Genomic DNA, 25,668 nt, shown 5'->3' with positions numbered 1-25,668 from the left:
AGGAGAATAGATGAAAATTTTAATCACCGGCGGCGCGGGATACATCGGTAGCCACGTCGCAAAGGCGCTTTTAGAAGCGAACCGCCACGACGTCGTCATACTGGATAATCTTTGCAAGGGCTCGATGCGAGCGATCGAGGCGCTTCGCAAGATAGGCGAGTTTGAGTTCGTACAAGAGAGCCTAGAAAACACCCCCGCAATCGAGAAGCTTTTTAAGCGCGAGAAATTCGATGCGATCATTCACTTTGCGGCGTTTATCGAGGTTTTTGAAAGCACGCAAAATCCGTTAAAATACTATCTAAACAACACCGCCAACGCGATGAATTTGATCGCGCTTGCGAACAAATACGGCGTGAAAGACTTTATCTTTAGCTCCACTGCGGCGACCTACGGCGAGCCAGGCGTCCCGCAAGTAAGCGAGGAAACTCCGCAAAATCCGATCAATCCGTACGGCAGAAGCAAACTGATGGTCGAGTGGGTGCTAAAAGACGCAGCCGCGGCAAATCCGAATTTTAAATATGGAATTTTGCGCTACTTCAACGTTGCAGGTGCGGCAAGTGACGGTACGATCGGCCAAAACTATCCAAACGCGACGCATCTTATCAAGGTAGCGACTCAAACGATCGTCGGCAAGCGCGATAAGATGAGCATTTTCGGCGATGATTACGACACCAAGGACGGCACCTGCATACGCGACTACATCCACGTAGAGGATCTCGCAAGCGCGCATCTAGCGGTACTTGATTATCTGCAGACTAACGACAGCGCGGTCTTTAACGTAGGCTACGGTACGGGCTTTAGCGTAAAAGAGGTCGTTAATGAAGCTAAAAAAGTAAGCGGCGTGGATTTTAAAGTGCAGATCACTCCACGCAGAGTGGGCGATCCTGCCTGCCTCATCTCAAATGCCGATAAAATTCGCACCAAAACTTCGTGGCAGCCCGAGCACGAGAGCCTGGATGAGATCATCCTAAGCGCGCTTAATTGGGAAAAGAAGCTCTAGGTTCTAGCGTGAAAGTGCGATTTGAAATTTTAAAATTTTACTCCGCCGCGTTTAATAGCGGCGAGCAAAAGGAAGCCTTGTTTGCTTAAAATTCTAAACGCTCCCGAAGCCGCGCAGCGTAAGCTCGGCGTCGTGCTATCGTATGTAAATATTTTTGTTTCTACGATACTTACTTTGGTTTATACGCCGTTTTTCCTGCGGGCGCTGGGGCAGAGCGAGTTTGGGCTGTATTCTTTAGCGAGTAGCGTTATCGGCTATTTGGCGATTTTGGATTTGGGTTTCGGTAACGCCGTGACGGTCTATACCGCCAAATACGCCTCAAGCGGCGAAGTGGAGCGCATGCATAAGCTGCACGGCACGATCTTTAGCGTGTATTTAGCAATGAGCGCGGTGATCGTGCTTGCAGGAGCTGCACTGCTAGCCAATCTGCACATAATTTTTGGCGCTAAGCTAAGCACTAGCGAGATGAGCGAAATTCGCATTATGCTAATGCTGCTAACTGCAAATTTAGCGATTAGCTTTCCTTTTAGTATCTATTCGTCGATCCTTACAGCGCATGAGAATTTTGTATTTATCAAACTAATTGGTATCTTTCGCACGATCGCTCTGCCGCTAGCTGCGGTGCCTGCGCTACTTTTGGGATATAAGGCTATCGCGATCGTAATCATCGCTACGGCGGTAAATTTAATCTGCGTCGCGGCGGATTTCATCTACTGCAAGAGCAAAGTCTCGCCCGTGATAAGCGTGCGAAATTTCGACGCCCCCACTCTTAAGCAAATTTTTGGCTACTCGTTTTTTATATTTTTAGGCATCGTAGTCGATCAAGTAAACTGGAATGTCGATAATTTCATCTTAGGCGCGGTCGCAGGCGCTACAGCGGTTTCCACGTATGCCGTAGCAAGCACGATAAATGCTACTTTCGTCACGCTTTCGCTCACCATTAGCGGCGTAATGCTTCCTAAAATCGCCAAAATGGTCTCTGCAAACTCCACCGATTCCGAGCTTAGCGCGGAATTTATCAAAATAGGTAGGCTGCAATTTTACGTGATATTTTTTATCGCGTCGCTTTTGGTGATTTTTGGGCGTGAGTTTATCGTGCTATGGGCTGGCGCAAATTATGAAATTTCATACGCAATCGCGCTTATTTTGGTGCTTCCAGTAAGCGTGCCGTTGATTCAAAATTTAGGCTTAGCCGTGCTTCAGGCAAAAAACAAAGTCAAATTTCGCTCAATCGCTGCGTTTTGCGTCACGCTAGTAAACATCGCTATTTCTATCCCGCTAGCTAAGGCTTACGGTGGCGTGGGCGCTGCATGCGGCACGGCTTTTGCGATCACCTTGCTAAATATCTGCGTGATGAATATCTACTATGCTCGTGTAATCGGACTTGACATCGCTAAATTTTGGCAAAATATCGGCGCGATGGTAGTAAAATTTGCTCCCGCAATAGCAGTAAGCCTAGCGATAAATTACGCACTAGACTTGCACGGAGTGAGCTTTTTGCTAATTTGCGGCGGGCTTTATTCGGCTATGTTTGTGCTAAGCGCGTATTTTTGGGCGATGAATGACTACGAACGCGCGATTTTTGGCGACATTGCGGCTAAGATAAGGAGGCGGGCTTGAGCTTCAATGTAATTAGCGAAGTGGTTACGAAAGACCGCTGTATCGGCTGCGGCGTCTGCGCGAGCAGCTGCCCTTTTAGCGTGCTAAAAATGCGGCTTGGAGGCAATGGATTTTACGCGCCCGAGGAGGGCGAAGGGTGTCGCGACAAATGCGATATTTGTCTAAAAGTCTGCCCGTTTTACGAAAAAGACATGATCGAAAACGAGCTAAATTCTAAATCATACTCAGAGCTGGAAAGCTTTAGCCCTGATTTTGGCAGGTTTTTAGCCACTTATAAATTCTACAAAAAAGATGAAGCGCAGCGCCTAAGCAGTGCAAGCGGCGGTGCGGGAGATTATATTTTTCGCGAGCTTTTTGCGCGCGAGCTCATTGATTACGCGATTTGCGTCGTGCCCGCGGACGAAGGTGATTTTATAGCCCAAAATCTCAAGCGGGATTTTTCCGCCCACGAAAATTTAGCGCAGCCACAGAATTTACAAAATTCCGCAACCAAAAATTCCGAGCAGAATTCCGTAATACCGAATTTAACGCAGAATTTGGCAGACAATGATTCTACAAAATTCACGAGTGCGCAAAATTCTTTTTGCAAAAATTTTACGCAGAATTCCGTGCAGAATTTTACAAATGAAAATTCCACACAGAATTCTAAAGCTTCTTGTAAAAATTCCGTATCAATGCAGAATTTTGCTTGCGAGAATTCCAAAAACGCGCGAAATTATGCGGGCGAAAATTCCGTGCCGCTATTTAAATTTAGCGTGATAAAAAATGCTGGTGAGCTTACTCGCGCGCGCTCGTCCGCTTACTATCCGCTCACGCTTGAAGCAGTGCTAAAAGAGATGTCGCGCCGCGAGGGTAGATACGCGATCAGCGCACTGCCGTGCTTTGCTAAGGCTTTAAGGCTTGCCGCGAGCAAAAATCCGCGCCTTAAATCACGCATAAGCTTTATTGTCGGGCTGGTTTGCGGACAGGGCAAGGGTGCTGGTTTTACGCATAAGCTGGCAGATCTTACATTTAAAGAGCGCAAGCAGCTCGCGGCGGTTAATTACAGATATAAAATCGCGGGCAAAAGCGCGATGAGCTTTGGCTTTAAATTCCGCGCTACAGACGGTAGCGAGGCGATAGACGATCGCAGCAGTAGTGCCTTTGCCTACTGGAGTTCGCGCGCTTTTACGCCTCTTGCGTGCAACGCCTGCACCGACGTTTTTGCTAAATGCGCCGACGTCGTGCTGATGGATGCGTGGCTGCAAAGCGAAATGAGCGAGTGGCGCGGCACATCGCTTGTAATTACGCGCGCAGCTCAGATCGACGCGCTATTTTCGCAGCCTACGAAGCAGGCACGCGAGGCGATTTTTTGCGAGCGGATATCTGCAGCAGAGGTGCAGCGCTCGCAGCAAAGCCAGGTGGAGTGTAAAAACGAAATTTTCTACGGCGCGAAAAATCCGCTTAGGCGTTACATCTTGCGCCAGAAGCTTCAGATCCAGCGATATAGCGCTACGCATTTTGATTGTGATGATTTCATCGCTGCTAGGCTTAAAAAAATTGCCTCTGCGAATAAAGTGCTAGCGCTTTTGGCGCTACCAAAGATCGCAGCATATAAAATTTATAGGAAGTTTGCATGAAGATCGGGATTTTTACCCTGCCGTTAGTAAATAATTACGGCGGAATTTTACAAGTTTACGCGCTAAGCCGCGTGCTAGTGGAGCTTGGGCATGAGCCGTGGCTCATAAACTTGCGCCTGCAAAGAAGTAAACTATCGATTGCGTATATTAAATTTTTAGTGGCATGCGCGCTTAAAAAGGAGCTTCGTGGCGCGAAATTTAATCCCTCTTACGAGCGCGATACTAGCGAGTTTGTGACAGAAAATATCCCTTTAACCGCGCCTGTTTGCACGCTTGCGGATTTAAAAGCGCTGTGCGAGAAAGAACGCTTTGAAGCAGTGATTTTAGGAAGCGATCAGGTTTTTCGCCCTAGCTATTTTGCGGATTTTGCAGATTGCTTTAGCCTTGGATTTTTGCCGGCTAACTGCACGCGGATCGCCTATGCTGCAAGCTTTGGCGGAGATAGGCTCTGTGGACTTAAAAACCCCGCGGATTTAAAAGCTCACGCTGCAAATTTAGCTAAATTTAAAGCTATTTCGGTGCGCGAGCGCGACGGCGTAAAGCTTGCGCGCGAATGCTTTGGCGTAGATGCGAGCTGGGTGCTAGATCCTACGCTTTTAGCTAACAAAGAGATTTACGATAAATTTTTAAGCCATACACCCCAGCGCAAGGGCTTTGCCTATATCTTAGATCCATCGCCTCGCTCAGAAGCGGCGATAGAGCTATTAAAGAAGCAAAGCGGCCTAGAAATAGATGAGGTGAACGACCGCGGCAACCGCATCGGCATAAAAGCGTGGCTAAGCGCTATTGCGAGTGCGGAGTTCGTGCTAACCGACTCATTTCACGGCTGCGTATTTTCTATAATCTTTAATAAGCCTTTTTTTGTGCTCGTTAATGCTAGTCGCGGCGCATCGCGCTTTAGCTCGCTTTTGGGCTCGTTCGGGCTTGAAGATAGAGCTTTGCAAGATCCCAAAGACGCACGGTTGGACGCGACTATCGATTGGGATGGCGTAAATGAGGCGTTGCGCCGTAAAAGAGAGGATTCGATGAAATTTTTAAAAATAAGTTTAGGCTCATAAAATGAAAATAGCTATGGTAATTTCTGCTTTAGGCAAGGGCGGTGCCGAGCGCGTGCTAAGCGTGCTGGCAAATTTTTTCTGCCGCGAGAATGAAGTCTGCGTGATAAAATTTGACGCAGATGAGCCGTTTTACGCGCTGGATCCTAAGATCGAGCTTATTAGCTTGGATTTGGGCGTAGGCGATTTAGGAGTATTTGGCAATATAAAAAAGCGCTACGATAAAATTTTAGCCTTGCATAGGCTGCTAAAAAGTCGTAAATTTGACGTCGTGATCTCATTTTTAGATAATACCAATGTCCTTACGCTGATCGCAAATCTAGGAGTCGGGCAGAAAATAATCGTCTCCGAACACACCAATCATCGCTTTTTAAAAAGTCCGATCTGGCGAGCGCTAAAGCGGATCTTTTATCCGCAAGCTGCAGGTCTTAGCGTGCTTAGTAAATTCGATCTGGATCATTACACATATGTGCAAAATCGAGTGATTATGCCTAATCCGATGTTTGAGATCAGCCATGCTAAAGACGCCCGCCCGCCTAAAGAAAATATCATCCTAGCAGCCGGTCGACTCAATGTCTATAAGGGCTTTGATGTCCTTCTTAAGGCACTTGCGCTTGTAGATTTCAATCTTTTAAAAGAATGGAAGGTGGTGATCGCAGGCGACGGAGAGGAGCGAAAGAGCCTTGAGAGCCTAGCTATGAAGCTGCGCTTAAACGTGCAGTTCATCGGCTTTGTGCGCGATATCGAAAGCTTATATGAACGCGCTAAAATCGTAGTTGTAACCTCCAAGATGGAGGGCTTTTGCAATATTTTGATGGAGAGTATATTTTTCGGCACCGCTAGAATTTCCACAGATTGCATCGCAGGTCCTAGCGAGCTTATAAGCGATGGCGTGGATGGGTTTTTATGCCCTGTAGGCGATAGCGCGAGCATCGCAAAAAAGCTTGAAATTCTAATGAGCGACGAGAAGCTACGCGAGCGGCTCGTGCAAAACGCCTCCAAGCGCGAGGAGAGCTTTAAAATTGAAACGATCGGGCGACGCTGGTTGGATTTTATAGCCACTACGATACACAGGGAGGAATAATGAGCGAAAATCCCCTAATCTCGGTCATCATTCCCGTTTATAATGTCAAAGAATTCCTGCGCGCTTGCGTGGAGCGCATCACGGCACAGACCTATACGAACTTAGAAATTTTGCTCGTAGATGATGGATCAAATGATGGCAGCGAGGCGATTTGCGACGAATATGCCACGCGTGATCCCCGTGTGCGCGTGCTGCATAAGCTAAACGGCGGGCAGGCTAGCGCACGAAACGCCGCTTTAGATGTCGCTCGCGGGGAGTTTATCAGTTTTGTAGACAGCGACGATTTGATAAGCCTTGATTTGATTGAGACGCTTTTTCGCCTGACGCAGAAATTTTCCACCAAAATCGCTATGTGCGGCTACGCGGCATTTAGCGACGAGAGAGAAATAAATAATTTCAAGGCGGCTTTGAATTCTAAAGAAAATCAAAATTCTAAAGAGATTAATAATCCGGAAAAGATCTTAAATTCGAATGCCAACGCAGGCGAATACAAAATATCGCCGCAAGAGCTTTTTAGACGCAGCTGCACGCAGGATCCGTATTTTAGCACCGCGGTTTGGCGCGCGCTGTTTGCTCGCGAAATTTTCGCCGCTTTGCGCTTTCCTGCGGGGCAGATCTATGAGGATGTGGCGATATTTTTCGATATTTTTAACGCTTCTATTGCGGCGTGCACGGATGAAATTTTATATTTTTATCGCGTAAGGGCAGGCTCGACCGTAAACTCATTCGCGCGCAGGCATCTTGTGGTCATCGCTGCGGTGCGCCGCTATACTGAGGCGATCGCTGTGAATTATCCAAGCTTGGCGCGTGAGGCTAATTTTACTCGCTGCGAGTCCGCGCTGAATACGGCGTTTTTAATCATTAAATCAAGCTTTGATGCTGTAGGCTCGGATGGGGATGCGACTTCTCCTTCCGAGGCTAATACGCGCAGCTTGGCAAACGAGGCAGATTTAGGCGGTGCTGATAGTATATCTTGCGCATGCAGTAAAAATTCTGCAGGGCAAAATTATATGCGAAATTCCGAGCAGAATTCCGCGTCGCAAAGAAAGACCGCAGATCCCCGCTCGCCTTTAAGCGCTGCAGAAGCTGCGGATCAGATCCGCTCACTGCACGCTTTGGTGCGCGAGCGGCTGGATTTTGGATTTTTCGCAGCGCATGCAAGCCGCACGCAGACGCTGATGATGGTCTTGTTTTACGCTAGCCCCGCGCTTTTGCAGCTATTTTATAAAATTTATCGGAAGCTAAAATGAAAATTTTATTCGTCATCGCGGCTCTTAGAAACGGCGGCGCAGAGCGCGTGCTTCAGGTTTTGGCGAACCATTTTGCGCGCGCAAACGACGTTACGATCGCGATTTTGGAAAATGATGAGGGCAGGTATAAATTTAGCGAAAAGATAAAATTTTTGCATCTGGATGTTTATAAAAACGGCGGCAGGTTCGATAAATACAGAATTTTGCGCGAGTGCTTCAAGCGCGAGCGCCCAAGCGTCATCATCAGCTTTATGGACTGGACGAACGTAGCGTGCGTGATCGCAAGCTTCGGGCTAGGCATCCCGCTCATCGCGACCGAGCACAACGCGCACGATTATCTGCGAAGCGGGCTTTTTAGCCGCGTGCGCGATCTGTGCTATAAAAAAGCGGACGCGCTTACGGTGCTTACGCGCTCGGACTTTGAGTACTATTCGCGATTTGTCAAAAACTGCTTCGTCGTGCATAACCCTTTTTTCGGTGAGATTGATGGCGCTAAAAGCGCTAAGCAAAACGTGATCTTAAGCGTCGGCAGGCTCGAGTCCGTCAAGGGGTATGAAATTTACTTTGACGCGCTAAGCAGGATCGATAAAAGCCTGCTTGCGCAGTGGGAAATTTTAATCGCAGGCGACGGCTCGCTGCGCGAAAGCTTGCGCGAGCTCGTGGCGCGGCTTGGGCTTGAAGTACGATTTTTAGGGCACAAGCAGGACGTGAGCGAGCTATATAAAGAAGCCAAAATTTTTGTGCTCAGTTCGCTTAATGAAGGGCTTTCAAACGTGCTGATCGAGTCTGCGTTTTACGGCTGCGCACGGCTTAGCAGCGATACGGCGGGCGCAAAAGAGCTCATAAAGGACGGCTTTAGCGGCATTTTGTTTAAATGCGGCGATGCGAATGAACTTGCGAGCAAGCTTGAAATTTTAATGAGCGATGAGAAGCTGCGAGACGCTCTCGTGCAAAATGCAAATGAAAATTTAGACGAGTTTTCGCAAGAGCGCATCGTTGAGCTCTGGCAGGGCTTGATCGATCGGTTTGCGCGCAAATAGCAGTCGCTTATCGATGCTCTGCGGCGCGCAGGTATAAATTTAAACTTCGGTGTGCTAAGATAGCGTCTTGCGCCCGAGCAAAACGGTGCGTTTAAATTTACAAGCCGCATTGCGCGATGAAATTTAGCCGCTTGAGGCAGCGCAAAACGCGCTAAATTTAAACGGCGCGGCGTATGCTCGCACAAAAAGGCGCGAGCAAAGCTTAAATTTAGGGCGCGGCAGCGATATTTAAAAGGTAAAGGGATGAAGAAATTAAGCGTTTTTATCTATTCGATGGGCGGCGGCGGCGCCGAGCGCGTCGTAAGCAACCTCTTAGGCGAGCTTACGGCACGCTACGAAGTGCATCTGGTGCTGATGAACGAGAGGATTTTTTATGAAATTCCAAGCGGCGTGCAGATCCATTTCATCGAAAAATCAGCCCCTTTTGAAAATGGACTGCTGAAGCTCGCAAAGCTGCCGTTTTTGGCGCTGCGCTACAAAAAGCTATGCGAGCGTCTAGGTATCGACATCCACTTCGTTTGGATGAACCGCCCTTGTTACGTAGCGGCGCTGGCGCGAGTTTACGGACTGCGCGGAGCGATGATTTTTAACGAATGCTCGACGCCGTCGGTGCTGTATAAAGAGCCGAGCTTCAAATCTAAAATTTCAAAGCTTCTGCTTCGCAAGCTCTATCCGAAGGCCGATTTTATCTTCCCCAACTCGCTTGGAAATCTGCGCGATCTGGCGGATAATTTTGGAATTGACGAGCGCAAGATGAGCGTGCTATACAACGCGATCGATTTGGATGAGATCGGGCGCAAGGCAAGCGAGCAGGTCGCGCAGGAACGGCCGTTTTTCTTAAGCGTCGGCAGGCTCGATGCGGGCAAAAACCACGCGCTTTTGATCCGCGCATATGCAAATTTAAAAAATAACGACAAAGACTTGCTGATATTGGGCGACGGCGTGCTGCGAGCCGAGCTTGAGGCTCTGATAGAGGAGCTGGGTTTGGGTGGTCGCGTAAAGCTTTTGGGCTTTGACGCAAACCCGTATAAATATATGGCTAGATGCTACGCGTTTGTCTTCGTAAGCCTTTTTGAGGGCTTTTCAAACGCACTCATCGAAGCTCTTGCATGCGGCAAGCTCGTGATTTCAAGCGATCATCAAAGCGGCGCGCGCGAGCTTATGGGGCAGAGCGAATGGGGCGTGCTAGTAGGCGTAAACGATCTAGAAAGCACTCAAGCGGCGATGCAAAAAGCACTGGATGATGAAAATTATGTAAAATTTTATGAGAAAAAGGCTAAAATTAGAGCCTCGTTTTTCGATAAAAAACGGATAGCAAGCGAGCTGATCGCAAAAATAGAACAAATCGACGAAGGAAAATAGGCGTGGGTGAAGAAAAAAAGGCTTTTAGCGTCAGAGAGATCGACGAAGGATCGGACGATCAAAAAGGCGCACAATCAATGGGTGCCGACAAAGCTGCCCTAAGCGAAAATTTCGCTAGTAAGGGAAGTTTTGACGCAGAGTATTCCGCAGGCGGCGGTGAGAATTTTAATGGCGAAAATGCCGAGATTGAGGGTAGCGAGGATGCCGTGCCTCAGAGCGATAAAAATTCCGCGCTTGATGCAAAAAATTCTGCGAGCAAAAATTCCGCGCACGCCGGCGCTAAAAATTTAAGCGACGATCAAGCGCGCGCTGTTTCTGCAAAAATGCGAGCACAAAAAAAATCCAAAAAGGCTAAAAAATCAAGCGGACAAAATTCTGCTTTGGTAAATTCTGAAAATTCCGCAGGCGCAAATTCTGCAAACTCAAATTTAAAGGGCGCTGCGAATTCCACGAGCAAAAATTCTACAAATAAAAATTCCGCAAAAGCCGCTAATTTGGCTAAATTTAAAAATGCGAATTCCGCAAGTGCTTTAAATTCTACAAACGGCATAAATTCTGATAATTCTAAAAGCCCCACAGCAGAAAATTCCCAAAATTCTAAAAATCAGTCAGCTGGCGCGCTTCCTGCCAGGCGTAGAATTTTTGGCTTCATAAAAAATTATGAGTTTTCAAAGCATATTTTGCTGATGATTTTGTTCGCATTTGCCTTTAGCGTGGCGTTTCGCATGTGGTGGGTGCACTGGGCGAGCGGTTTTGTGAACTACTTTTTTTGGGATGGCGAGCTGATGATAAACACAAACGACGGCTACGCCTTCGCAGAGGGCGCGCGCGACCGCCTCGCGGGTTTTCATCAGCCCAACGATCTTAGTTATTTTAGCGCACCGCTTTCGATCGTGACGGCGTTTTTGGCTGAAATTTTGCCCTTTAAAATCGAGACGATCTTTGTTTATTTGCCGGCTTTATTCAGCTCGCTTATCGTAGTGCCGATCTTGCTTATCTCAAGCGAGTTTCGCTGCATGCGCGCGGGCTTCATCGGCGCGCTTGTCGCGAGCGTGGCGAATAGCTACTACAACCGCACTATGGCTGGGTATTACGACACCGATATGCTAAATATCGTACTTGCGATGTGTATTTTGTGGGCGCTCATTCGTATCTGCACGCGCGGCTCTCGTAGCACGCTGTTTTGGCTGGGTGCGTTTGTGATATTTTATATGTGGTGGTATCCGTCCAGCTTCTCGTTAAATTCTATGATGCTCACCGTATTTTTCGCCTACACGCTGATTTTTAAGCGAAAAAGTGCGGTGAATTACGAAGCGATGATCATCTTTTTGATCGCGCTTTGTTCCACGCCTTTGGTAGCTAAAATTTTAATTTCGCTTGCGCTATTTTGGCTCTTTGCGTTTAGAGGAAAGCTATTAAATTTTAAAATTTTGGCGATTATCGGCGCGTTTGCCGTAGTCTTTTTCGTCGCAAACGGAGGTCTTAGTCCGATAATCTTTCAGGCGAAATTTTATATCTTCCGCTCCCTTGCGGACAACGCCGATACGGCATTTCATTTTTTCAACGTCAATCAAACGATCCAAGAATCGGGCATCGTGCCGCCTAAGATCTTTATGGAGCGCATCAGCTCACACGTCGCGGTTTTCGTGATCGCAGCAATCGGATACGTAGTGCTTTGCTTTAGGCATAAGGAATTTTTGCTCTCGATCCCGCTTTTGCTTTTGGGCTTTGCGGCGAACAAGGCGGGTCTTAGATTTACAATCTACGCCGTGGGTGTGATGGGACTGAGCTTCGGATATATTTTGTATTTTTGCGTAAAGCGCTTGGATCTGCCAAAGATCGCGGGACGCGCGATACTGCTTATTTTGACGGCGCTTGCGATCTATCCCGCGTGGCAGCACATCGTCTCGTACAAGGTCGATACGGTCTTTTATCAAAGCGAGGTGCGGGTGCTGGATGAGCTTAAAGATAAGGCGCAGCGCGAGGATTACGCGCTTTCGTGGTGGGACTACGGTTACGGCATACGCTATTACAGCGACGTAAAGACCCTCATCGACGGCGGCAAACACCTAGGCAACGATAATTTCCCCGTTAGCTTTGCGCTTTTTAGAGATCAGATGAGCTCTGCAAATATGGCGCGCCTGGATGTCGAATACACCGAGCGTGGATATAGCGAAAAAATTCCAAACAAGCTAAAGCAAATTTTAAAAGACTATAACGCGACCGACGTCAATGATTTTATCTTAAGCTTGGGACTGGCCGATTTTAAGCCGCCAAAGCCTACGCGTGACATCTATTACATCTTGCCCGATCGTATGATGAATATCTTTCCCGTCGTCACGCAGTTTTCAAACATCGACATCACCGACGGCAAGCAGCTGGGCGAGCTGTTTTTTATAACGAGCGATAGGTTCGTTCAGGATCAAAGCGGTGTGCATATGGACAACGGCTTTTCGATCTCACCGAGCCTTTTAAATTTAGAGTATAGCGGCAGAAAATTCGCGATCAATACTTTTTACGAAACGAGCTACGACGCGAACGGCAAGCTTTCGGTAAAAGAGTTTAATATGGACAGCAGCGCGCAATTTTACGTGATTTTCATGCGCGATTACGGGCGATTTTTGCTGCTAGATAAGACGATGCTAAACTCAAGCTACATTCAGCTTTTTGTATTTGAAAGATATAGGCCTGAGCTATTCGAGCCTGTGATCTTAAGCCCTGCTGTGAAAGTTTATAAATTAAAACGCTAGATAAAATTTTGCCGCAAGCTAAGGAGAAATTTATGAAATTTAATCTCACAACGCCAAGCAAGGAATATAGCAGATGGCTCGCATAGGGTTTTTAAGCCATGCCGATATGAGCTTACATTTCTTTCGCCGCCCGATAATGCAGGCTTTAAAAGAGCGCGGGCACGAGGTTTTCGCAATTGCTCCTAGCGGCGCTTATACGCAGGATTTAGCACGCGATTTTAATGCCGTAACCTACGATCTTGATCGAGCGAGCCTGAATCCGCTTACCGTATTTAGCAACACCAAAGCCCTTGCACGCGAGCTAAAGAGGCTAAATTTGGATCTGCTGCAAACAGCCGCGCACAAATCAAACGTATTCGGTACGCTGGCGGCTCGCGAGGCGGGTATAAAATATGTGATAAACTTAGTCGAGGGGCTGGGCAGCTTTTATATCGACGATGATATTAAAACAAGGCTCGTGCGAGCGGTATTGGAGCAGCTTTATAAATTTTCATTTTCGCAGGCGGATGCTTGCGTATTTGTAAACGATGCCGATCCTGATTATATGCTATCTCGCGGGCTTATTACAAAGCAAAAGGTCATAAGGATTAAAAGCGTAGGCGTAGATGCTGAAAGGTTCAACCCCCAAATCGTTAGTGCAGCGGATCTGGGCGAGGATTTGCACGGCAAAAAGATCGTGCTGATGATAGCTCGCGCGATGTGGCATAAGGGTGTGAGAGAATTCTACGAAGCAGCAGAAATTTTAAAAGATCGATCGGATGCGAAATTTGTCTTCGTAGGTGAGGGTTTTGCTGGTAATAAAAGCACCGCTGATCCTACGTTTTTGCGAAGTGGTGCGGTGCATTATCTGGGTGCTAGAAACGACGTGCCTGAGCTTTTGAAGGCTAGTTACCTACTGGCACTGCCTAGTTACAAGGAGGGCTTTCCGCGCACGGTTTTAGAGGCGATGAGCATGGCGCGAGCCTGCGTGGTGAGCGACTGCAGCGGCTGCGTAGAAGCCGTGCAAGAAGGGGTAAACGGCTTAATTTGCCGCACTCGTGATGCAGAGGGTCTTGCGCGAAAGATCGAAATTTTATTGAGCGATCCCGCGCTTTGCGAAAGGCTTGGACGAAAGGGGCGCGAGATGGTGCTTGCAAATTACGACGAAAAGATTGTCACGGAAAAATATTTAGAGGTTTATAGGAAATTTATCAATGTATAGGGGCTTTTTAAAACGCGCGCTTGATTTTACGGCGGCTTTGATTTTGATTATTTTGGTTTCGCCCGTGATGGCGCTTACGTGGTTCTTGATCCGCAAACACATTAGCAAAAGCACGATTTTTATGCAATCTCGCCCTGGGTTTGATGAGCAAATTTTTAAAATTTACAAATTTAAAACGATGAGCGACGAGCGCGGCGCGGACGGCGAGCTTCTGCCAGACGAAGAGCGGCTGAACGATTACGGCAAAAAGATCCGCGCGCTAAGCCTGGATGAGCTGCCGCAGCTTTTCAACGTGCTAAAGGGCGATATGAGCTTCATCGGACCGCGCCCGCTGCTGATCGAATACTTGCCGCTTTATTCGCCGCAGCAGCGCCTGCGACACAGCGTGCGCCCGGGCATCACGGGGCTTGCGCAGGTAAACGGTCGCAACGCGATCAGCTGGGAGAAAAAATTTGAGTTCGACACGTATTACGCGCAGAATTTAAGCTTCGCGCTCGATCTTAAGATCGCGCTTTTAACGATAAAAAAGGTACTTGCGAAAGAGGGCGTGAATAAAGAGGGTATGGCGACGACGGAGAAATTCAATGGGCACAACTAAAATTTACGTTTACGGCGCGAGCGGACACGGGCTGGTGGTTGCGGATGTCGCGCTAGCCGCGCGCGGGGCTAAATTTAGTGAGGTCGTTTTTCTAGACGACGCGACGGGGCTGAAATTTAGCGAGGATCTGCCGAAGCATCCCGTAATAATCGCAATCGGCGATAATAAAACCCGCGCAAAGATTCAAGAGAGAGTAGCGCGCGCCGGTTTTGAGATAGCGTCGCTAATTCATCAAAGCGCCATCGTTAGCCCAAGCGCCGCTATCGGCGAGGGCGCAGTCATAATGCCCGGCGCCGTGATAAACGCGCGAGCCAAAATCGGTCGCGGCGCGATAATCAACTCAGGCGTCGTAATCGAGCACGAGTGCGAGATCGGCGAGTTCGCGCACATTAGCCCAAACGCGGCGCTTGCGGGCGGCGTGAAAGTGGGGGCGTTTTCGCACATTGGAATCGGCGCTAGCGTCATTCAGAGGCTAAAGATCGGGCAGCGCTGCATCATCGGTGCGGGCGCTGCGGTCGTGCGCGACATAGCTAGCGACAGCGTAGCCGTAGGCGTGCCCGCTCGCGTGATTAAAAAAAATAGCTGAATTTAAAATTTATAGCATTAAAAGTGATAAAATCCAAGCATTTAAATTTAATGCCGAAAGCTAAATTTAGCCTTGCGATGCGCGAAGTTAAATTTAAAGATCAAGGAAGGATAGAGATGGCAAGAGTATTTTTAAGCCCGCCGAATATGGGCGGCGGTGAGCTTGAGTATATAAAAAAGGTATTTGAGAGCAACTATATCGCGCCTTTGGGCGAATACGTTAATCGCTTCGAGGACGCAGTGAAGTCCTACACTGGCGCGCGCGGCGCGCTGGCGCTAAACGCAGGCACGGCGGCGCTTCATCTAGCGCTTCGCTGCAGCGGCGTAAAGGACGGCGACGTGGTGCTTGGCTCCACGTTTACCTTCATGGCGTCGCTAAATCCGATATTTTACGAGCGCTGCGTGCCGGTGCTGATAGACAGCGACGAGAGTTGGAACTTAAGCCCGAAGCTGCTTAAAGAATCGATCAAAAAATCTCCAAAAAAGCCAAAAGTGCTCGTCGTTACGCATCTTTACGGACAGGCTGCGAAGATGGACGAGATATGCGAAATTTGCGAGAACGAAGGCATTGATGTTATCGAGGATGCCGCGGAGGCGCTGGGCGGATTTTATAAAGGCAGGGCATTAGGCGGGATCGGAAAATGCGGCGCACTAAGCTTCAACGGCAATAAAATCATCACCACCTCTGGCGGCGGAATGCTGATTTCAAACGATGAGGAGCTAATCGCCAAGGCTAGATTTTACAGCACTCAGGCGCGCGAGCCGCTGCTTCACTACGAGCACAAGGACTACGGCTACAACTACCGCTTAAGCAACGTTTTAGGCGCTATCGGTGTAGGCCAGATGGAGGTCTTGCCGCAGCGTGTAAAGAGAAAACGCGAAATTTTTAAAATTTACGAGGATCTGTTTAGAGGCACTGACGTGGAGTTTATGCCCGAAGTAGAAGGCGGCAAGGGCAATAGATGGCTTACGACGCTTCTATTTAAGAAAAAGGATGCCCATCTAAAGGTTATCGACGCTCTAAATAAAGCCGACATCGAATCTCGTCCGCTTTGGAAGCCGATGCATCTGCAAAGCATCTTCGCAGGCGCGCTTAGCGTAGTCGACGGTACGAGCGAGGATATGTTTAGTCGCGGCATCTGTCTTCCTAGCGGCACCGATATGAGCGACGAGACGATCGAGCGCGTCGTAAAAATCGTAAAAGAAAACATCTGATGCTGTTAAAACCCACTAAATTTAACCGCTTCGCGTTTTTTTTGCTGGGAGATATTTTTATCTCGATCCTCTCCGTTTATATCGCTTTTTTGCTACGATTTAGCGGAGATATACCGAACGAATTCTATAAAGGCGCGCTGCTTAGCGCCTCGAGCCTTACTGCGATTAAAATTTTCTATTTTTGGTTTTTGCGGATCTATTTAGTTCCGTGGAGATTTTTCGGCCTATATGAAGCGAGGAAACTCTTTTATGCGCACGTGATGGCAGCGCTTACCTTTTTGATCCTATTCTTTCTAGCGAGTAAAATTTTTAACCCATTCCCGCGTTCGGTCATCATCATCGATGCGGCGATCTCGTTTATTTTAATTGGTGGGATTAGAATTTCAAAGCGGATGTTTCTAAGCGAGAAGAAAAACATCACGAATAACGAGCCCTGCATCGTCGTAGGCGCTACGAGCAAGACCTTTCACGTCCTAAAAGGTATGCGGCAAAAATACATCAACTACTACCCCGTGGGCGTCGTGGACGGGCGGCCTGAGCTTGTGGGGACGTATTGCGAAAACTACGTCGTCAGAGCCAAGAGCGAAATTCCGCAGATGATCAAAGACAGCGGTGCTAAAACCGCAATCATCGCGCTAGCGCTGTATCCGGACGAGCTAAAGCAGCTCTACGACGAGCTTTTTGCATACGGGCTAAAGGATATCAAGCTCTTTTCGCTTTTGGAGGATGAGAGCAAAAAGATCCGCGACGTATCGATCGAGGATTTGCTCGCGCGTAAACCCAAAGACCTCGACACTAAGGCGATTGAAAATTTTATCAAAGATAAGGTCGTGCTCGTAACTGGCGCGGGCGGCACGATAGGAAGCGAAATTTGCAAGCAATGCTTGAAATTCGGCGCAAAGAGGCTCATTATGGTCGAACACAGCGAGTTTAATCTCTACTCGATTAACGAAGCCACCGGCGCGGACGCGCGCAACGAGCTAAAGATGATAAACGTCGTTTATCGCCATGAGCTGGAGGAGGTTTTTGCGGAATTTCATCCCGAGGTGGTCGTGCACGCAGCGGCGTATAAGCACGTGCCGCTATGCGAGTTTAATCCGCATCTAGCGGTCAAAAACAATATCATCGGCACAAAAAACGTAATCGATCTGTCCAAAAAATACGGCGCGAAAAAGGTCGTTTTGATCTCGACCGATAAGGCGGTGCGACCGACGAACATTATGGGCACTACGAAGCGTATCTGCGAGCTTTACGCGCTAAATTCCAACGACGCGGCAAGCGACACGCAGATCGTCGCGGTGCGCTTCGGAAACGTGCTCGGCTCAAGCGGCAGCGTCATCCCTAAATTTAAGCGCCAGATCGAAGCGAACGAGCCGCTTACCGTTACGCACCCCGAGATTACGAGATATTTTATGCTCGTTAGCGAGGCGTGCCAGCTCGTGCTTCAAGCAGCCTCCATCGCGCAGGGCGGTGAGCTTTTCGTGCTGGATATGGGCGAGCCCGTAAAGATCGCCGATCTTGCCAAGCGAATGCTGCAGCTTGCCGGCAAGGAGGAGCTTGGCATTAAATTTGTCGGTCTGCGTCCGGGCGAGAAGCTTTACGAGGAGCTTTTGATCGACGAAAACGACAAGAGCACGAAGTACCAATCCATCTTTGTAACCCACTCCGCAAAATACGACCTAGAGGAGCTAAGCTCGCAGATCGAGGAGCTTTCGGAGTGCGAGGACGCGCAGGTCGCGGATAAGCTAAAGCGCATCGTGCCCGAGTTTTCGCACCGATTAAACGATATGAAGGGCACGGCTTGATCGGCATCGTGGATTACGGCGCGGGCAATATCCGAAGCGTGATGAACGCGCTTAGCTTTTGCGGCGCTAAATTTCGCCTAGCGCGCAGCCCCGAGGAGCTTTTGAGCTGCGATAAGGCCCTGCTTCCGGGCGTGGGCGCATTCGGCGAGGCGATGGAGAGGCTTCGCGCAAGCGGTATGGACGCCGCGATTAAAGAATTCGTCGCAAGCGGCAGATATTTTTTAGGCATCTGCCTTGGGATGCAGCTTTTGTTCGAGCAAAGCGAGGAATTCGGCGCGCGCAGCGGGCTTGGAATTTTGCCCGGTCGCGTCGTGAAATTTGACAAAATGAAATTTAATATTCAGGGAGCGGAATCCGGGTCCGAAAATATAAAATTTAGATCGAGCGGGGCGAAATTTAATTCAGACGGGGCGGAGTCTGGCGAGCGCTGCGGGCAAAATTTTACCCGCGCCGAAAGCCTAAAGATCCCGCACGTCGGCTGGAACAGCGCGCATTTTATCAAGCGCTCGCCGATAAACGCGGGCTTGGGCGAGTTTGAGTATCTGTATTTCGTGCACTCCTACCACGTCCTTTGCGCGCGCGAGATCACGCTTGCGACCACGTTTTACGGCTATGAGTTTGCAAGCGCGATCTGGCGCGAAAACGTATTTGCCTTTCAGCCGCATCCCGAAAAAAGCCACGATGCGGGCATAAAAATCATTAAAAATTTTACGGAGCTGTGATGGAGATTTTCCCTGCGATCGATCTGAAACAAGGATGCGCCGTGCGCCTTAGCAAGGGCGAGATGCAAAGCGCAAAAATTTATTCCAAAGACCCCTGTGAGCTAGCCAAAAAATTTGAAGATCTCGGCGCTAAATGGCTGCATTTAGTTGACCTCGACGGCGCGTTTGCGGGCGAGGCGGTAAATTTCAAAGCGATCGAGCGGATCGTAAAAAACACTCGCTTGCGCGTCGAAGTGGGCGGCGGCATCCGTGACGAAGCGCGCATAAAGGATTATTTGAGCTTGGGCGTCGATAGATTTATCCTGGGCTCGGCGGCGCTTAAAAATAGAGATTTCGTAAGGAGAATGGCGAAGCTTTACCGCATCGTCGTGGGCATAGACGCAAAAGACGGGCTCGTAGCGACCGAGGGCTGGGCGGAGCTAAGCCGCGTAAAAGCGACCGATCTGGCGCGAGACTACGCGGACGCGGGCGTTTGCGCTATCATCTGCACCGACATCTCGCGCGACGGGATGCTAAGCGGCGTGAATGTAGAATTTAGCCGCTCTATCGCGAAAGCTAGCGGCATCGATACTATCGCAAGCGGCGGCGTGAAAGATATGAACGACATAATCGCGCTTAAAAACGCGGAGCTAATAGCGGGGCTCATCGTCGGCAAGGCGTATTACGAGGGTACGCTCGATCTTAAAAAGGCGTTTGAAGCTCTATAAAAACGCCCGAGCGTAAGCAAAGTTTGAACTAAATTTTAGTAATATGCAAATTTTGAAATTTAAAGGCGATGTGAGGCGATGAAAGATTTTTTTTATGAGATGATCGTAAAAAGCACGAATGCAAGCGAACTTTTTAAAAACTTTGCGTTTGAGCTCGGCGTTACCTGCGTCGAGGAGGATGGCGAGCGTTTCATAATCCGCGACGAAGAGGATCTGCAAAATTTAAAATTTGCGTTTGAAGAGTTTAAAAAGGCGCTCGCGCGATCTCTCAATTTAGACGCCGATCTGCAGATCGAAATTTCAAAAAAGCCTAATATCGATTGGATCGAGCAGTATAAAAAAGGCGTCGCGCCCGTGGCGGTCGGCAAATTTTACGTCCGTCCGAGCTGGTGCGAAAGATCGCAAGATCCTGCGCTAATCGATCTGCTAATCGATCCTGCGCTGGCATTCGGCTCGGGTCATCACGAAAGCACCAATATGTGTCTGGCGCTGCTTAGCGAGCTTACTCGCAATGGCATGAGCGCGCTTGACGTGGGCTGCGGCAGCGGAATTTTAAGTATCGCGATGAAAAAACTGGGCGCAAAGGTAAGCGCCTGCGATACCGACGAGCAGGCGGTGACAGCTACGCAGCAAAACGCCGAGAAAAACGGCGTGCAGATCGATAAAATTTGGCTCGGCAGCGTTTCAAGCCTAGGCGAGCAGGCGTCTAGTTTAAGCGAGCGCGCGCGCTGCAAAGACGCGCAGTTTGATCTCGTCGTCGCAAATATAATCGCCGATGTGATTTTGATCCTAAGCGTGGATCTAAAAAAAGCGCTAAAACCGGGCGGCAAGCTCGTGCTGTCTGGAATTTTAGAAAAATATAAAGATAGGATCGAGCGGGCCTTTTCGGATCTAGATTTCGTGCAGATGAAAAAGCAAAACGAATGGCTTAGCTTCGTTTATGAAAGGAAAATATGAATAACAACCCAAATAATCAACCCCCTCAAAACGGCGGCGGAAACAATTTTTTCAATAAAAATCCGATCGGCGTTTTTATAATTTTTGCGCTTATTTTGATAGTCGTGTTTAAAGCGATATCCCCAAGTGGCGGATTTGATAGCGGCGGAGTGCTAGGCTCCGTTTCAGGCGAGAGTAGAAACGTAACTTACTCCGAGCTAAAATCGCAAATCAAAAACTCCCAAGTAAGCATGGTCTCCATCGGAAGCTCCACGATTAAAGCGCAAGTCGGCAACGTAATCTACACCGCCAAGCGCGTGGATGATCCCGAGCTAGTTCAAATTTTAGAATCGCGCAAAATTCCATACGGCGCGTATAACGAGAGCAACTTTTTGACCGATCTGCTCTTTAGCTGGGTCTTGCCGCTCGTGATTTTCTTTGGAATTTGGATGTTTTTAGCTAACCGCATGCAGCGCAATATGGGCGGCGGCGTGCTCGGCATCGGAAGCTCGAAAAACCTGGTGAGCGCCGAAAAGCCGAAGGTTAAATTTAGCGATGTCGCGGGCGTCGAAGAGGCGAAAGAGGAGGTTAAGGAGATCGTAGATTTCTTAAAAAATCCGGAGCGATATATCAGCCTCGGGGCTAAAATTCCAAAAGGCGTTCTTTTGGTTGGACCTCCCGGCACGGGCAAGACGCTGCTAGCCAAGGCGGTTGCGGGCGAAGCGGACGTACCGTTTTTTTCGGTATCGGGCTCCAGCTTTATAGAGATGTTCGTAGGCGTGGGCGCCAGCAGAGTGCGCGATCTATTCGATAACGCTAAAAAACAGGCTCCGGCGATCGTTTTCATCGATGAGATCGACGCGATCGGTAAAAGCAGAACCGCAGGCGGTATCGGCGGAGGCAACGACGAGCGCGAGCAGACGCTAAATCAGCTGCTTGCCGAGATGGACGGCTTCGGCTCGGAATCAAGCCCGGTAATCGTCCTTGCGGCTACCAACCGCCCGGAGACGCTGGATGCGGCGCTTCTGCGTCCGGGCAGATTTGATAGGCAGGTTCTAGTTGATAGACCTGATTTTGACGGCAGAATGGCGATTTTAAAGGTGCATATGCGCGACGTTAAATTTGCTCGCGATATCGATATCGAAGAGATCGCACGCCTTACCGTGGGCTTTGCGGGAGCCGATCTTGCAAATATCATAAACGAAGCCGCGCTTTTAGCGGGTCGCGAGGCAAAGGCGGAGGTCGAGCAAAAAGACCTACTCGAAGCGATCGAGCGCGTCGGCATCGGACTGGCTAAAAAATCGCGCCGCGTAAGCCCGATCGAAAAGCGGATCGTCGCCTACCACGAAAGCGGCCATGCGCTCATAGCCGAGCTTACTAAAGGAGCGATGCCCGTATCTAAAGTAACTATCGTGCCGCGCGGACTGAGTGCCGCGGGATACACGCTAAATTCTCCATTTGAAAATAGATATCTGCACCAGCGCCATGAAATTTTTGCCGAGATCGATACGTTTTTGGCTGGGCGCGCAGCGGAGGATGTGTTTTTGGGCGAGATCACCGACGGAGCGGGCAACGATTTGCAGCGCGCTACCGATATGCTTAAATTTATGGCTACTCAGGTCGGAATGACCGAGGCGCTCGGGCTTGCGGTGCTCGAAAAACAGCAGTATTCCTTCCTAAACGGCGGACAGAGCATCAAGGATTATAGCGAGGTAACGGCGGTTAAGATCGACGAATATGTTCGCAAGACGCTGGATGAGCGCTATGCGGCGGTGAAAGAGACGCTAAGGACTTATGCTCCGGCGATTGAGGAGATGGTGAAGGCGCTGTATGAGAAGGAGACGGTCTCTGGCGAGCAGATCGTAGAGATCATCTCTAAATTTGAAAAAGATAACGGCATACCTACCCGTCTGGTGCGAAATTTAGGCGCTAACGACGATATCGAAAGCGCAAAGAGCGAGGCTTAAATTTAAAGCCTCACGCGGAGTAAGAGCTTAGGGCTAAATTTTAAGAAGGTCGCGCTAAAATGCTTTATGCGCGATCTGCGGCACCGAATGAAAAGCGGTGCGAAAATAAAATTTAAAGAGTAAGAGATGGAAGAGGAAAAGGGAAAACTAATCTACATATTGCCGAATCTTTTCACGGCGGCAAGCGTATTTTTAGCGGTCATCAGCATAATTTCTACGATCAAAGGCAACTTCAGCGCCGCGATTTTTTATATCATTTTATCCTTGATCTGCGATGGGCTCGACGGCCGCGTGGCGCGGCTAACGCATGCGACATCGAAATTCGGCGTGGAATTTGATAGCCTTGCGGATATCGTGGCTTTCGGCGTAGCGCCGGCGCTGCTATTTTACTGTGCGGTCGGGCACGATTACGGTAAGGTCGGCTCGCTTGTAGCTGCGCTTTACGTGGTTTTCGGCGCGATCAGGCTGGCGCGATTCAACGTCACCACGGGCACCTACGAGCCTAGCGTTTTTATCGGGCTGCCGATTCCGACGGCTGCGATTACGATGGCGTTTTGGATCGGAATTTATCTAAAATATGACCTTTCTAAGGGTTTTGGCGTATTTTTGATCATCGCAATGGCGGCGTTATCGTTTTTGATGGTAAGCAACATCCGCTTTCCGAGCTTTAAAAAGATTAGCCTAAAGCGCCCCAACGCGATTAAAATTTTAGTGCTTCTAATCGTCGTATTTTTCTCGCTTTTATATCTTTTCAGGCTGGAATTCCCGGCGGTGCTCACTTTGGTTTATATCGTTTACGGTTTGGTTCGCGGAGCTTTAAATTTAAGCGCGGCCAAATTTCATAAAAAAGACAAACCCGAGGAAACGGCGAAATAATCTCAAATATGTTTATTGCCGCGATTGTTTTAAGTTTGCGCGGCTATAATTTTGCCAAATTTTAACGCTTTGAAAGGACAAGCAATGGACAAAAATAAAATCATAATCTTCGATACGACGCTTCGTGACGGCGAGCAAAGCCCCGGAGCGTCGATGAATACGGACGAAAAGATCCATCTTGCGTTGCAGCTTGAAAAGCTGGGCGTAGATGTTATCGAGGCTGGCTTTGCGGCGGCTAGCCCCGGGGATTTTGACGCGATAGAAAAGATCGCTAGCGCCGTTAGTAAGGTTCGCGTCTGTTCGCTTGCGCGCGCTTTAGAAAAAGATATCAAAGCCGCCGGCGAAGCGATAAAGGGCGCAAAGCTCGGTCGTATCCACACCTTCATCGCTACAAGCCCTATCCATATGGAATTTAAACTCAAAATGCAGCCGCAAGAGGTCATAAAGCGCGCCGTAGAGTCTGTGCAATACGCAAAAAGCCTATGCGATGACGTGGAGTTTAGTTGCGAGGATGCGTGCAGAAGCGATATGGGTTTTTTAAAAGAGATCTGCGATGCCGCGATAAACGCCGGGGCCTCCACCATAAATATTCCCGATACCGTAGGCTATCTCTACCCGGACGAGATCACTGCGCGCATAGGCGAGCTCGTTAAGCTTATCGGCGAGCGCGCCGTAGTTTCGGTGCACAATCACAACGACTTGGGAATGGCTACCGTAAATTCTTTAGCCGCTATCTTGGCAGGAGCCAGACAGGTCGAGTGCACGATAAACGGTATCGGCGAGCGCGCGGGCAACGCGGCGCTAGAGGAGATCGTAATGGCGATCAAGACGCGCACAGATAAATTTGCGCCGCTTTATACCGATATAAATTTGAAAGAAATTTATCCATCCAGCCGCCTAGTCGCGAGCATTACCGGCATCGAGCCGCAACCCAATAAAGCGATCGTGGGCAAAAACGCCTTCGCGCATGAAAGCGGCATCCACCAAGACGGCGTGCTAAAGCACAAAGAAACCTACGAGATAATGCATGCCGAGGATATCGGGCTTGATAAAAACTCGCTCGTGCTGGGCAAACATAGCGGCCGTCACGCCTTCAAAGACAAGCTGGTATCTTTGGGATATGAGCTTAGTAACGAGCAGGTTGAGATTGCGTTTAATAAATTTAAAGCGCTCGCAGATAGCAAAAAGGACGTTTTCGACGAGGATATTAGAGAGCTCGTAAACGATGAGTTCGTGGGAGCCGAGAAGACCTACGAAGTGCTGGTTTTAAGCTCCAATAGCTGCAACAAAGGACACGCTAGCACCGCGCTTACGCTAAGATATAAGGATGAAATTTTAAGCGATAGCGCGCTTGGAAACGGCGGCGTGGATGCGATATTTAAGGCGATAGACCGCATCAGCGGTATCAGCGGTAGCCTGAAAGAATACCAAGTAAAAGCGGTCTCGCAGGGCAAAGACGCGCTGGCGAAAGTAACCGTTAAAGTGGAATTTGCGGGCGAGGGCGCCATCATCGGCAGAGGGCTTGACGTAGATACGATGCTGGCGTCTGCAAAGGCCTACGTTGCGGCGCTAAATACATATTTGGACGCTAAACGTTAAGATGTTGGCGTGTACGGCGGGATTTGTTAAATTTAACGCAAATTCCGCCAGATTAAACAAATCAAAAGCAAAATTTTAATAATATTTCACACTTAAAACGTTGGAGTAGGGGGTATTGAGCCGAAACTCGTTTTAAAATTTATTTATGGAGACTTTTATGAAAAAAGTTCTTGTATTGTTATTCGCACTTTGCGGTGCAGCTTTCGCTAGCGAGCAGCTAAGCGCTTACACTCAGATCGTTTCTTTTTCTGCAATTACCGTTGCAGTCGTTTTAGGTCTAGCTGCTTTGGGTGGCGCATTAGGTATGGGAAATGCCGCTAGTGCGACGCTTAACGGCATCGCTAGAAATCCAAGCGTAGCTAGCAAACTATCGACTACGATGTATATTTCGCTTGCGATGATCGAAGCGCAGGTTATCTATGCGTTGGTTGTTTCATTCGTCTTGCTTTTTGCAAACCCTTTCGTAACAGAAGGTCTTGCGGCTGCTGCAAAATAATCCTAAGCCCGAGAAATCGGGCTTTAAACTTATATAATTCAAGGCTTGAGATTAAGCTTTAAAATTTATGCGACCGTGGTGGAATTGGTAGACACGCTATCTTGAGGGGGTAGTGCCGCAAGGTGTACGAGTTCAAGTCTCGTCGGTCGCACCACGAAATTTTATCTACTTTAAGTCTCTT

Annotated in this window: 21 protein-coding genes and 1 tRNA gene; all 22 read left to right on the top strand. The window is 48.8% G+C overall.

Annotated features, from left to right (window positions below; genetic code table 11):
- The first annotated feature begins 10 nt into the window (after positions 1-10).
- Entirely contained in the window at positions 11-1,000 is a 990-nt protein-coding gene (gene galE, locus Q0460_RS04565) for a UDP-glucose 4-epimerase GalE (protein WP_299085431.1), read from the top strand.
- A gap of 81 nt (positions 1,001-1,081) precedes the next feature.
- Positions 1,082-2,620, top strand: coding sequence for an oligosaccharide flippase family protein (locus Q0460_RS04560; RefSeq protein WP_299085428.1), 1,539 nt, complete (start codon positions 1,082-1,084; stop codon positions 2,618-2,620).
- Positions 2,617-4,239 (top strand): Coenzyme F420 hydrogenase/dehydrogenase, beta subunit C-terminal domain, encoded by a 1,623-nt coding sequence (locus Q0460_RS04555; RefSeq protein WP_299085426.1) that lies wholly within the window; start codon positions 2,617-2,619, stop codon positions 4,237-4,239. The genes Q0460_RS04560 and Q0460_RS04555 overlap by 4 nt, the downstream gene beginning before the upstream one ends.
- Complete coding sequence (locus Q0460_RS04550) at positions 4,236-5,297, top strand: polysaccharide pyruvyl transferase family protein (protein ID WP_299085424.1); 1,062 nt, start codon at positions 4,236-4,238, stop codon at positions 5,295-5,297. The genes Q0460_RS04555 and Q0460_RS04550 overlap by 4 nt, the downstream gene beginning before the upstream one ends.
- Position 5,298: 1 nt before the next feature.
- Positions 5,299-6,378, top strand: coding sequence for a glycosyltransferase family 4 protein (locus tag Q0460_RS04545; RefSeq protein WP_299085423.1), 1,080 nt, complete (start codon positions 5,299-5,301; stop codon positions 6,376-6,378).
- A complete protein-coding gene (locus Q0460_RS04540; protein ID WP_299085421.1) occupies positions 6,378-7,628 on the top strand; it encodes a glycosyltransferase in 1,251 nt (416 codons plus the stop codon). Before Q0460_RS04545 ends, Q0460_RS04540 begins: the two co-directional genes overlap by 1 nt.
- Complete coding sequence (locus tag Q0460_RS04535) at positions 7,625-8,668, top strand: glycosyltransferase (RefSeq protein WP_299085419.1); 1,044 nt, start codon at positions 7,625-7,627, stop codon at positions 8,666-8,668. The genes Q0460_RS04540 and Q0460_RS04535 overlap by 4 nt, the downstream gene beginning before the upstream one ends.
- A 243-nt stretch (positions 8,669-8,911) precedes the next feature.
- Entirely contained in the window at positions 8,912-10,030 is a 1,119-nt protein-coding gene (locus Q0460_RS04530; RefSeq protein ID WP_299085417.1) for a glycosyltransferase, read from the top strand.
- A gap of 2 nt (positions 10,031-10,032) precedes the next feature.
- Positions 10,033-12,780 (top strand): STT3 domain-containing protein, encoded by a 2,748-nt coding sequence (locus tag Q0460_RS04525; protein WP_299085415.1) that lies wholly within the window; start codon positions 10,033-10,035, stop codon positions 12,778-12,780.
- Between the two features lie 73 nt (positions 12,781-12,853).
- Positions 12,854-13,981 (top strand): glycosyltransferase family 4 protein, encoded by a 1,128-nt coding sequence (locus Q0460_RS04520; RefSeq protein WP_299085413.1) that lies wholly within the window; start codon positions 12,854-12,856, stop codon positions 13,979-13,981.
- Entirely contained in the window at positions 13,974-14,579 is a 606-nt protein-coding gene (gene pglC, locus Q0460_RS04515) for an undecaprenyl phosphate N,N'-diacetylbacillosamine 1-phosphate transferase (RefSeq protein WP_299085411.1), read from the top strand. Before Q0460_RS04520 ends, pglC begins: the two co-directional genes overlap by 8 nt.
- Positions 14,566-15,165, top strand: coding sequence for a UDP-N-acetylbacillosamine N-acetyltransferase (gene pglD, locus Q0460_RS04510; protein ID WP_299085407.1), 600 nt, complete (start codon positions 14,566-14,568; stop codon positions 15,163-15,165). Before pglC ends, pglD begins: the two co-directional genes overlap by 14 nt.
- Positions 15,166-15,281: 116 nt before the next feature.
- Positions 15,282-16,379 carry a UDP-N-acetylbacillosamine transaminase gene (gene pglE / locus Q0460_RS04505; RefSeq protein ID WP_299085508.1) on the top strand — a complete coding sequence of 366 codons (1,098 nt, stop codon included), beginning with the start codon at positions 15,282-15,284 and terminating at the stop codon, positions 16,377-16,379.
- Positions 16,379-18,184 carry a nucleoside-diphosphate sugar epimerase/dehydratase gene (locus Q0460_RS04500; protein ID WP_299085405.1) on the top strand — a complete coding sequence of 602 codons (1,806 nt, stop codon included), beginning with the start codon at positions 16,379-16,381 and terminating at the stop codon, positions 18,182-18,184. The genes pglE and Q0460_RS04500 overlap by 1 nt, the downstream gene beginning before the upstream one ends.
- A complete protein-coding gene (gene hisH, locus Q0460_RS04495) occupies positions 18,181-18,906 on the top strand; it encodes an imidazole glycerol phosphate synthase subunit HisH (RefSeq protein WP_299085403.1) in 726 nt (241 codons plus the stop codon). The genes Q0460_RS04500 and hisH overlap by 4 nt, the downstream gene beginning before the upstream one ends.
- Entirely contained in the window at positions 18,906-19,613 is a 708-nt protein-coding gene (gene hisA, locus Q0460_RS04490) for a 1-(5-phosphoribosyl)-5-[(5-phosphoribosylamino)methylideneamino]imidazole-4-carboxamide isomerase (RefSeq protein WP_299085400.1), read from the top strand. Before hisH ends, hisA begins: the two co-directional genes overlap by 1 nt.
- A gap of 78 nt (positions 19,614-19,691) precedes the next feature.
- Positions 19,692-20,570 (top strand): 50S ribosomal protein L11 methyltransferase, encoded by an 879-nt coding sequence (locus tag Q0460_RS04485; protein ID WP_299085397.1) that lies wholly within the window; start codon positions 19,692-19,694, stop codon positions 20,568-20,570.
- Positions 20,567-22,516 (top strand): ATP-dependent zinc metalloprotease FtsH, encoded by a 1,950-nt coding sequence (gene ftsH, locus Q0460_RS04480; RefSeq protein WP_299085394.1) that lies wholly within the window; start codon positions 20,567-20,569, stop codon positions 22,514-22,516. The genes Q0460_RS04485 and ftsH overlap by 4 nt, the downstream gene beginning before the upstream one ends.
- A 126-nt stretch (positions 22,517-22,642) precedes the next feature.
- Entirely contained in the window at positions 22,643-23,392 is a 750-nt protein-coding gene (gene pssA / locus Q0460_RS04475; protein WP_299085392.1) for a CDP-diacylglycerol--serine O-phosphatidyltransferase, read from the top strand.
- A gap of 84 nt (positions 23,393-23,476) precedes the next feature.
- A complete protein-coding gene (locus Q0460_RS04470) occupies positions 23,477-24,991 on the top strand; it encodes a 2-isopropylmalate synthase (RefSeq protein ID WP_299085390.1) in 1,515 nt (504 codons plus the stop codon).
- Positions 24,992-25,148: 157 nt separating this feature from the next.
- Positions 25,149-25,487 carry an ATP synthase F0 subunit C gene (atpE, locus tag Q0460_RS04465; RefSeq protein WP_297987338.1) on the top strand — a complete coding sequence of 113 codons (339 nt, stop codon included), beginning with the start codon at positions 25,149-25,151 and terminating at the stop codon, positions 25,485-25,487.
- A gap of 69 nt (positions 25,488-25,556) precedes the next feature.
- Positions 25,557-25,641 (top strand) — tRNA-Leu (locus Q0460_RS04460).
- Positions 25,642-25,668 lie beyond the last annotated feature (27 nt).

Source organism: uncultured Campylobacter sp. (genome assembly GCF_937980635.1).
Classification (GTDB): Bacteria; Campylobacterota; Campylobacteria; order Campylobacterales; family Campylobacteraceae; genus Campylobacter_B.
This window is presented reverse-complemented; position numbering and strand designations above follow the sequence as displayed.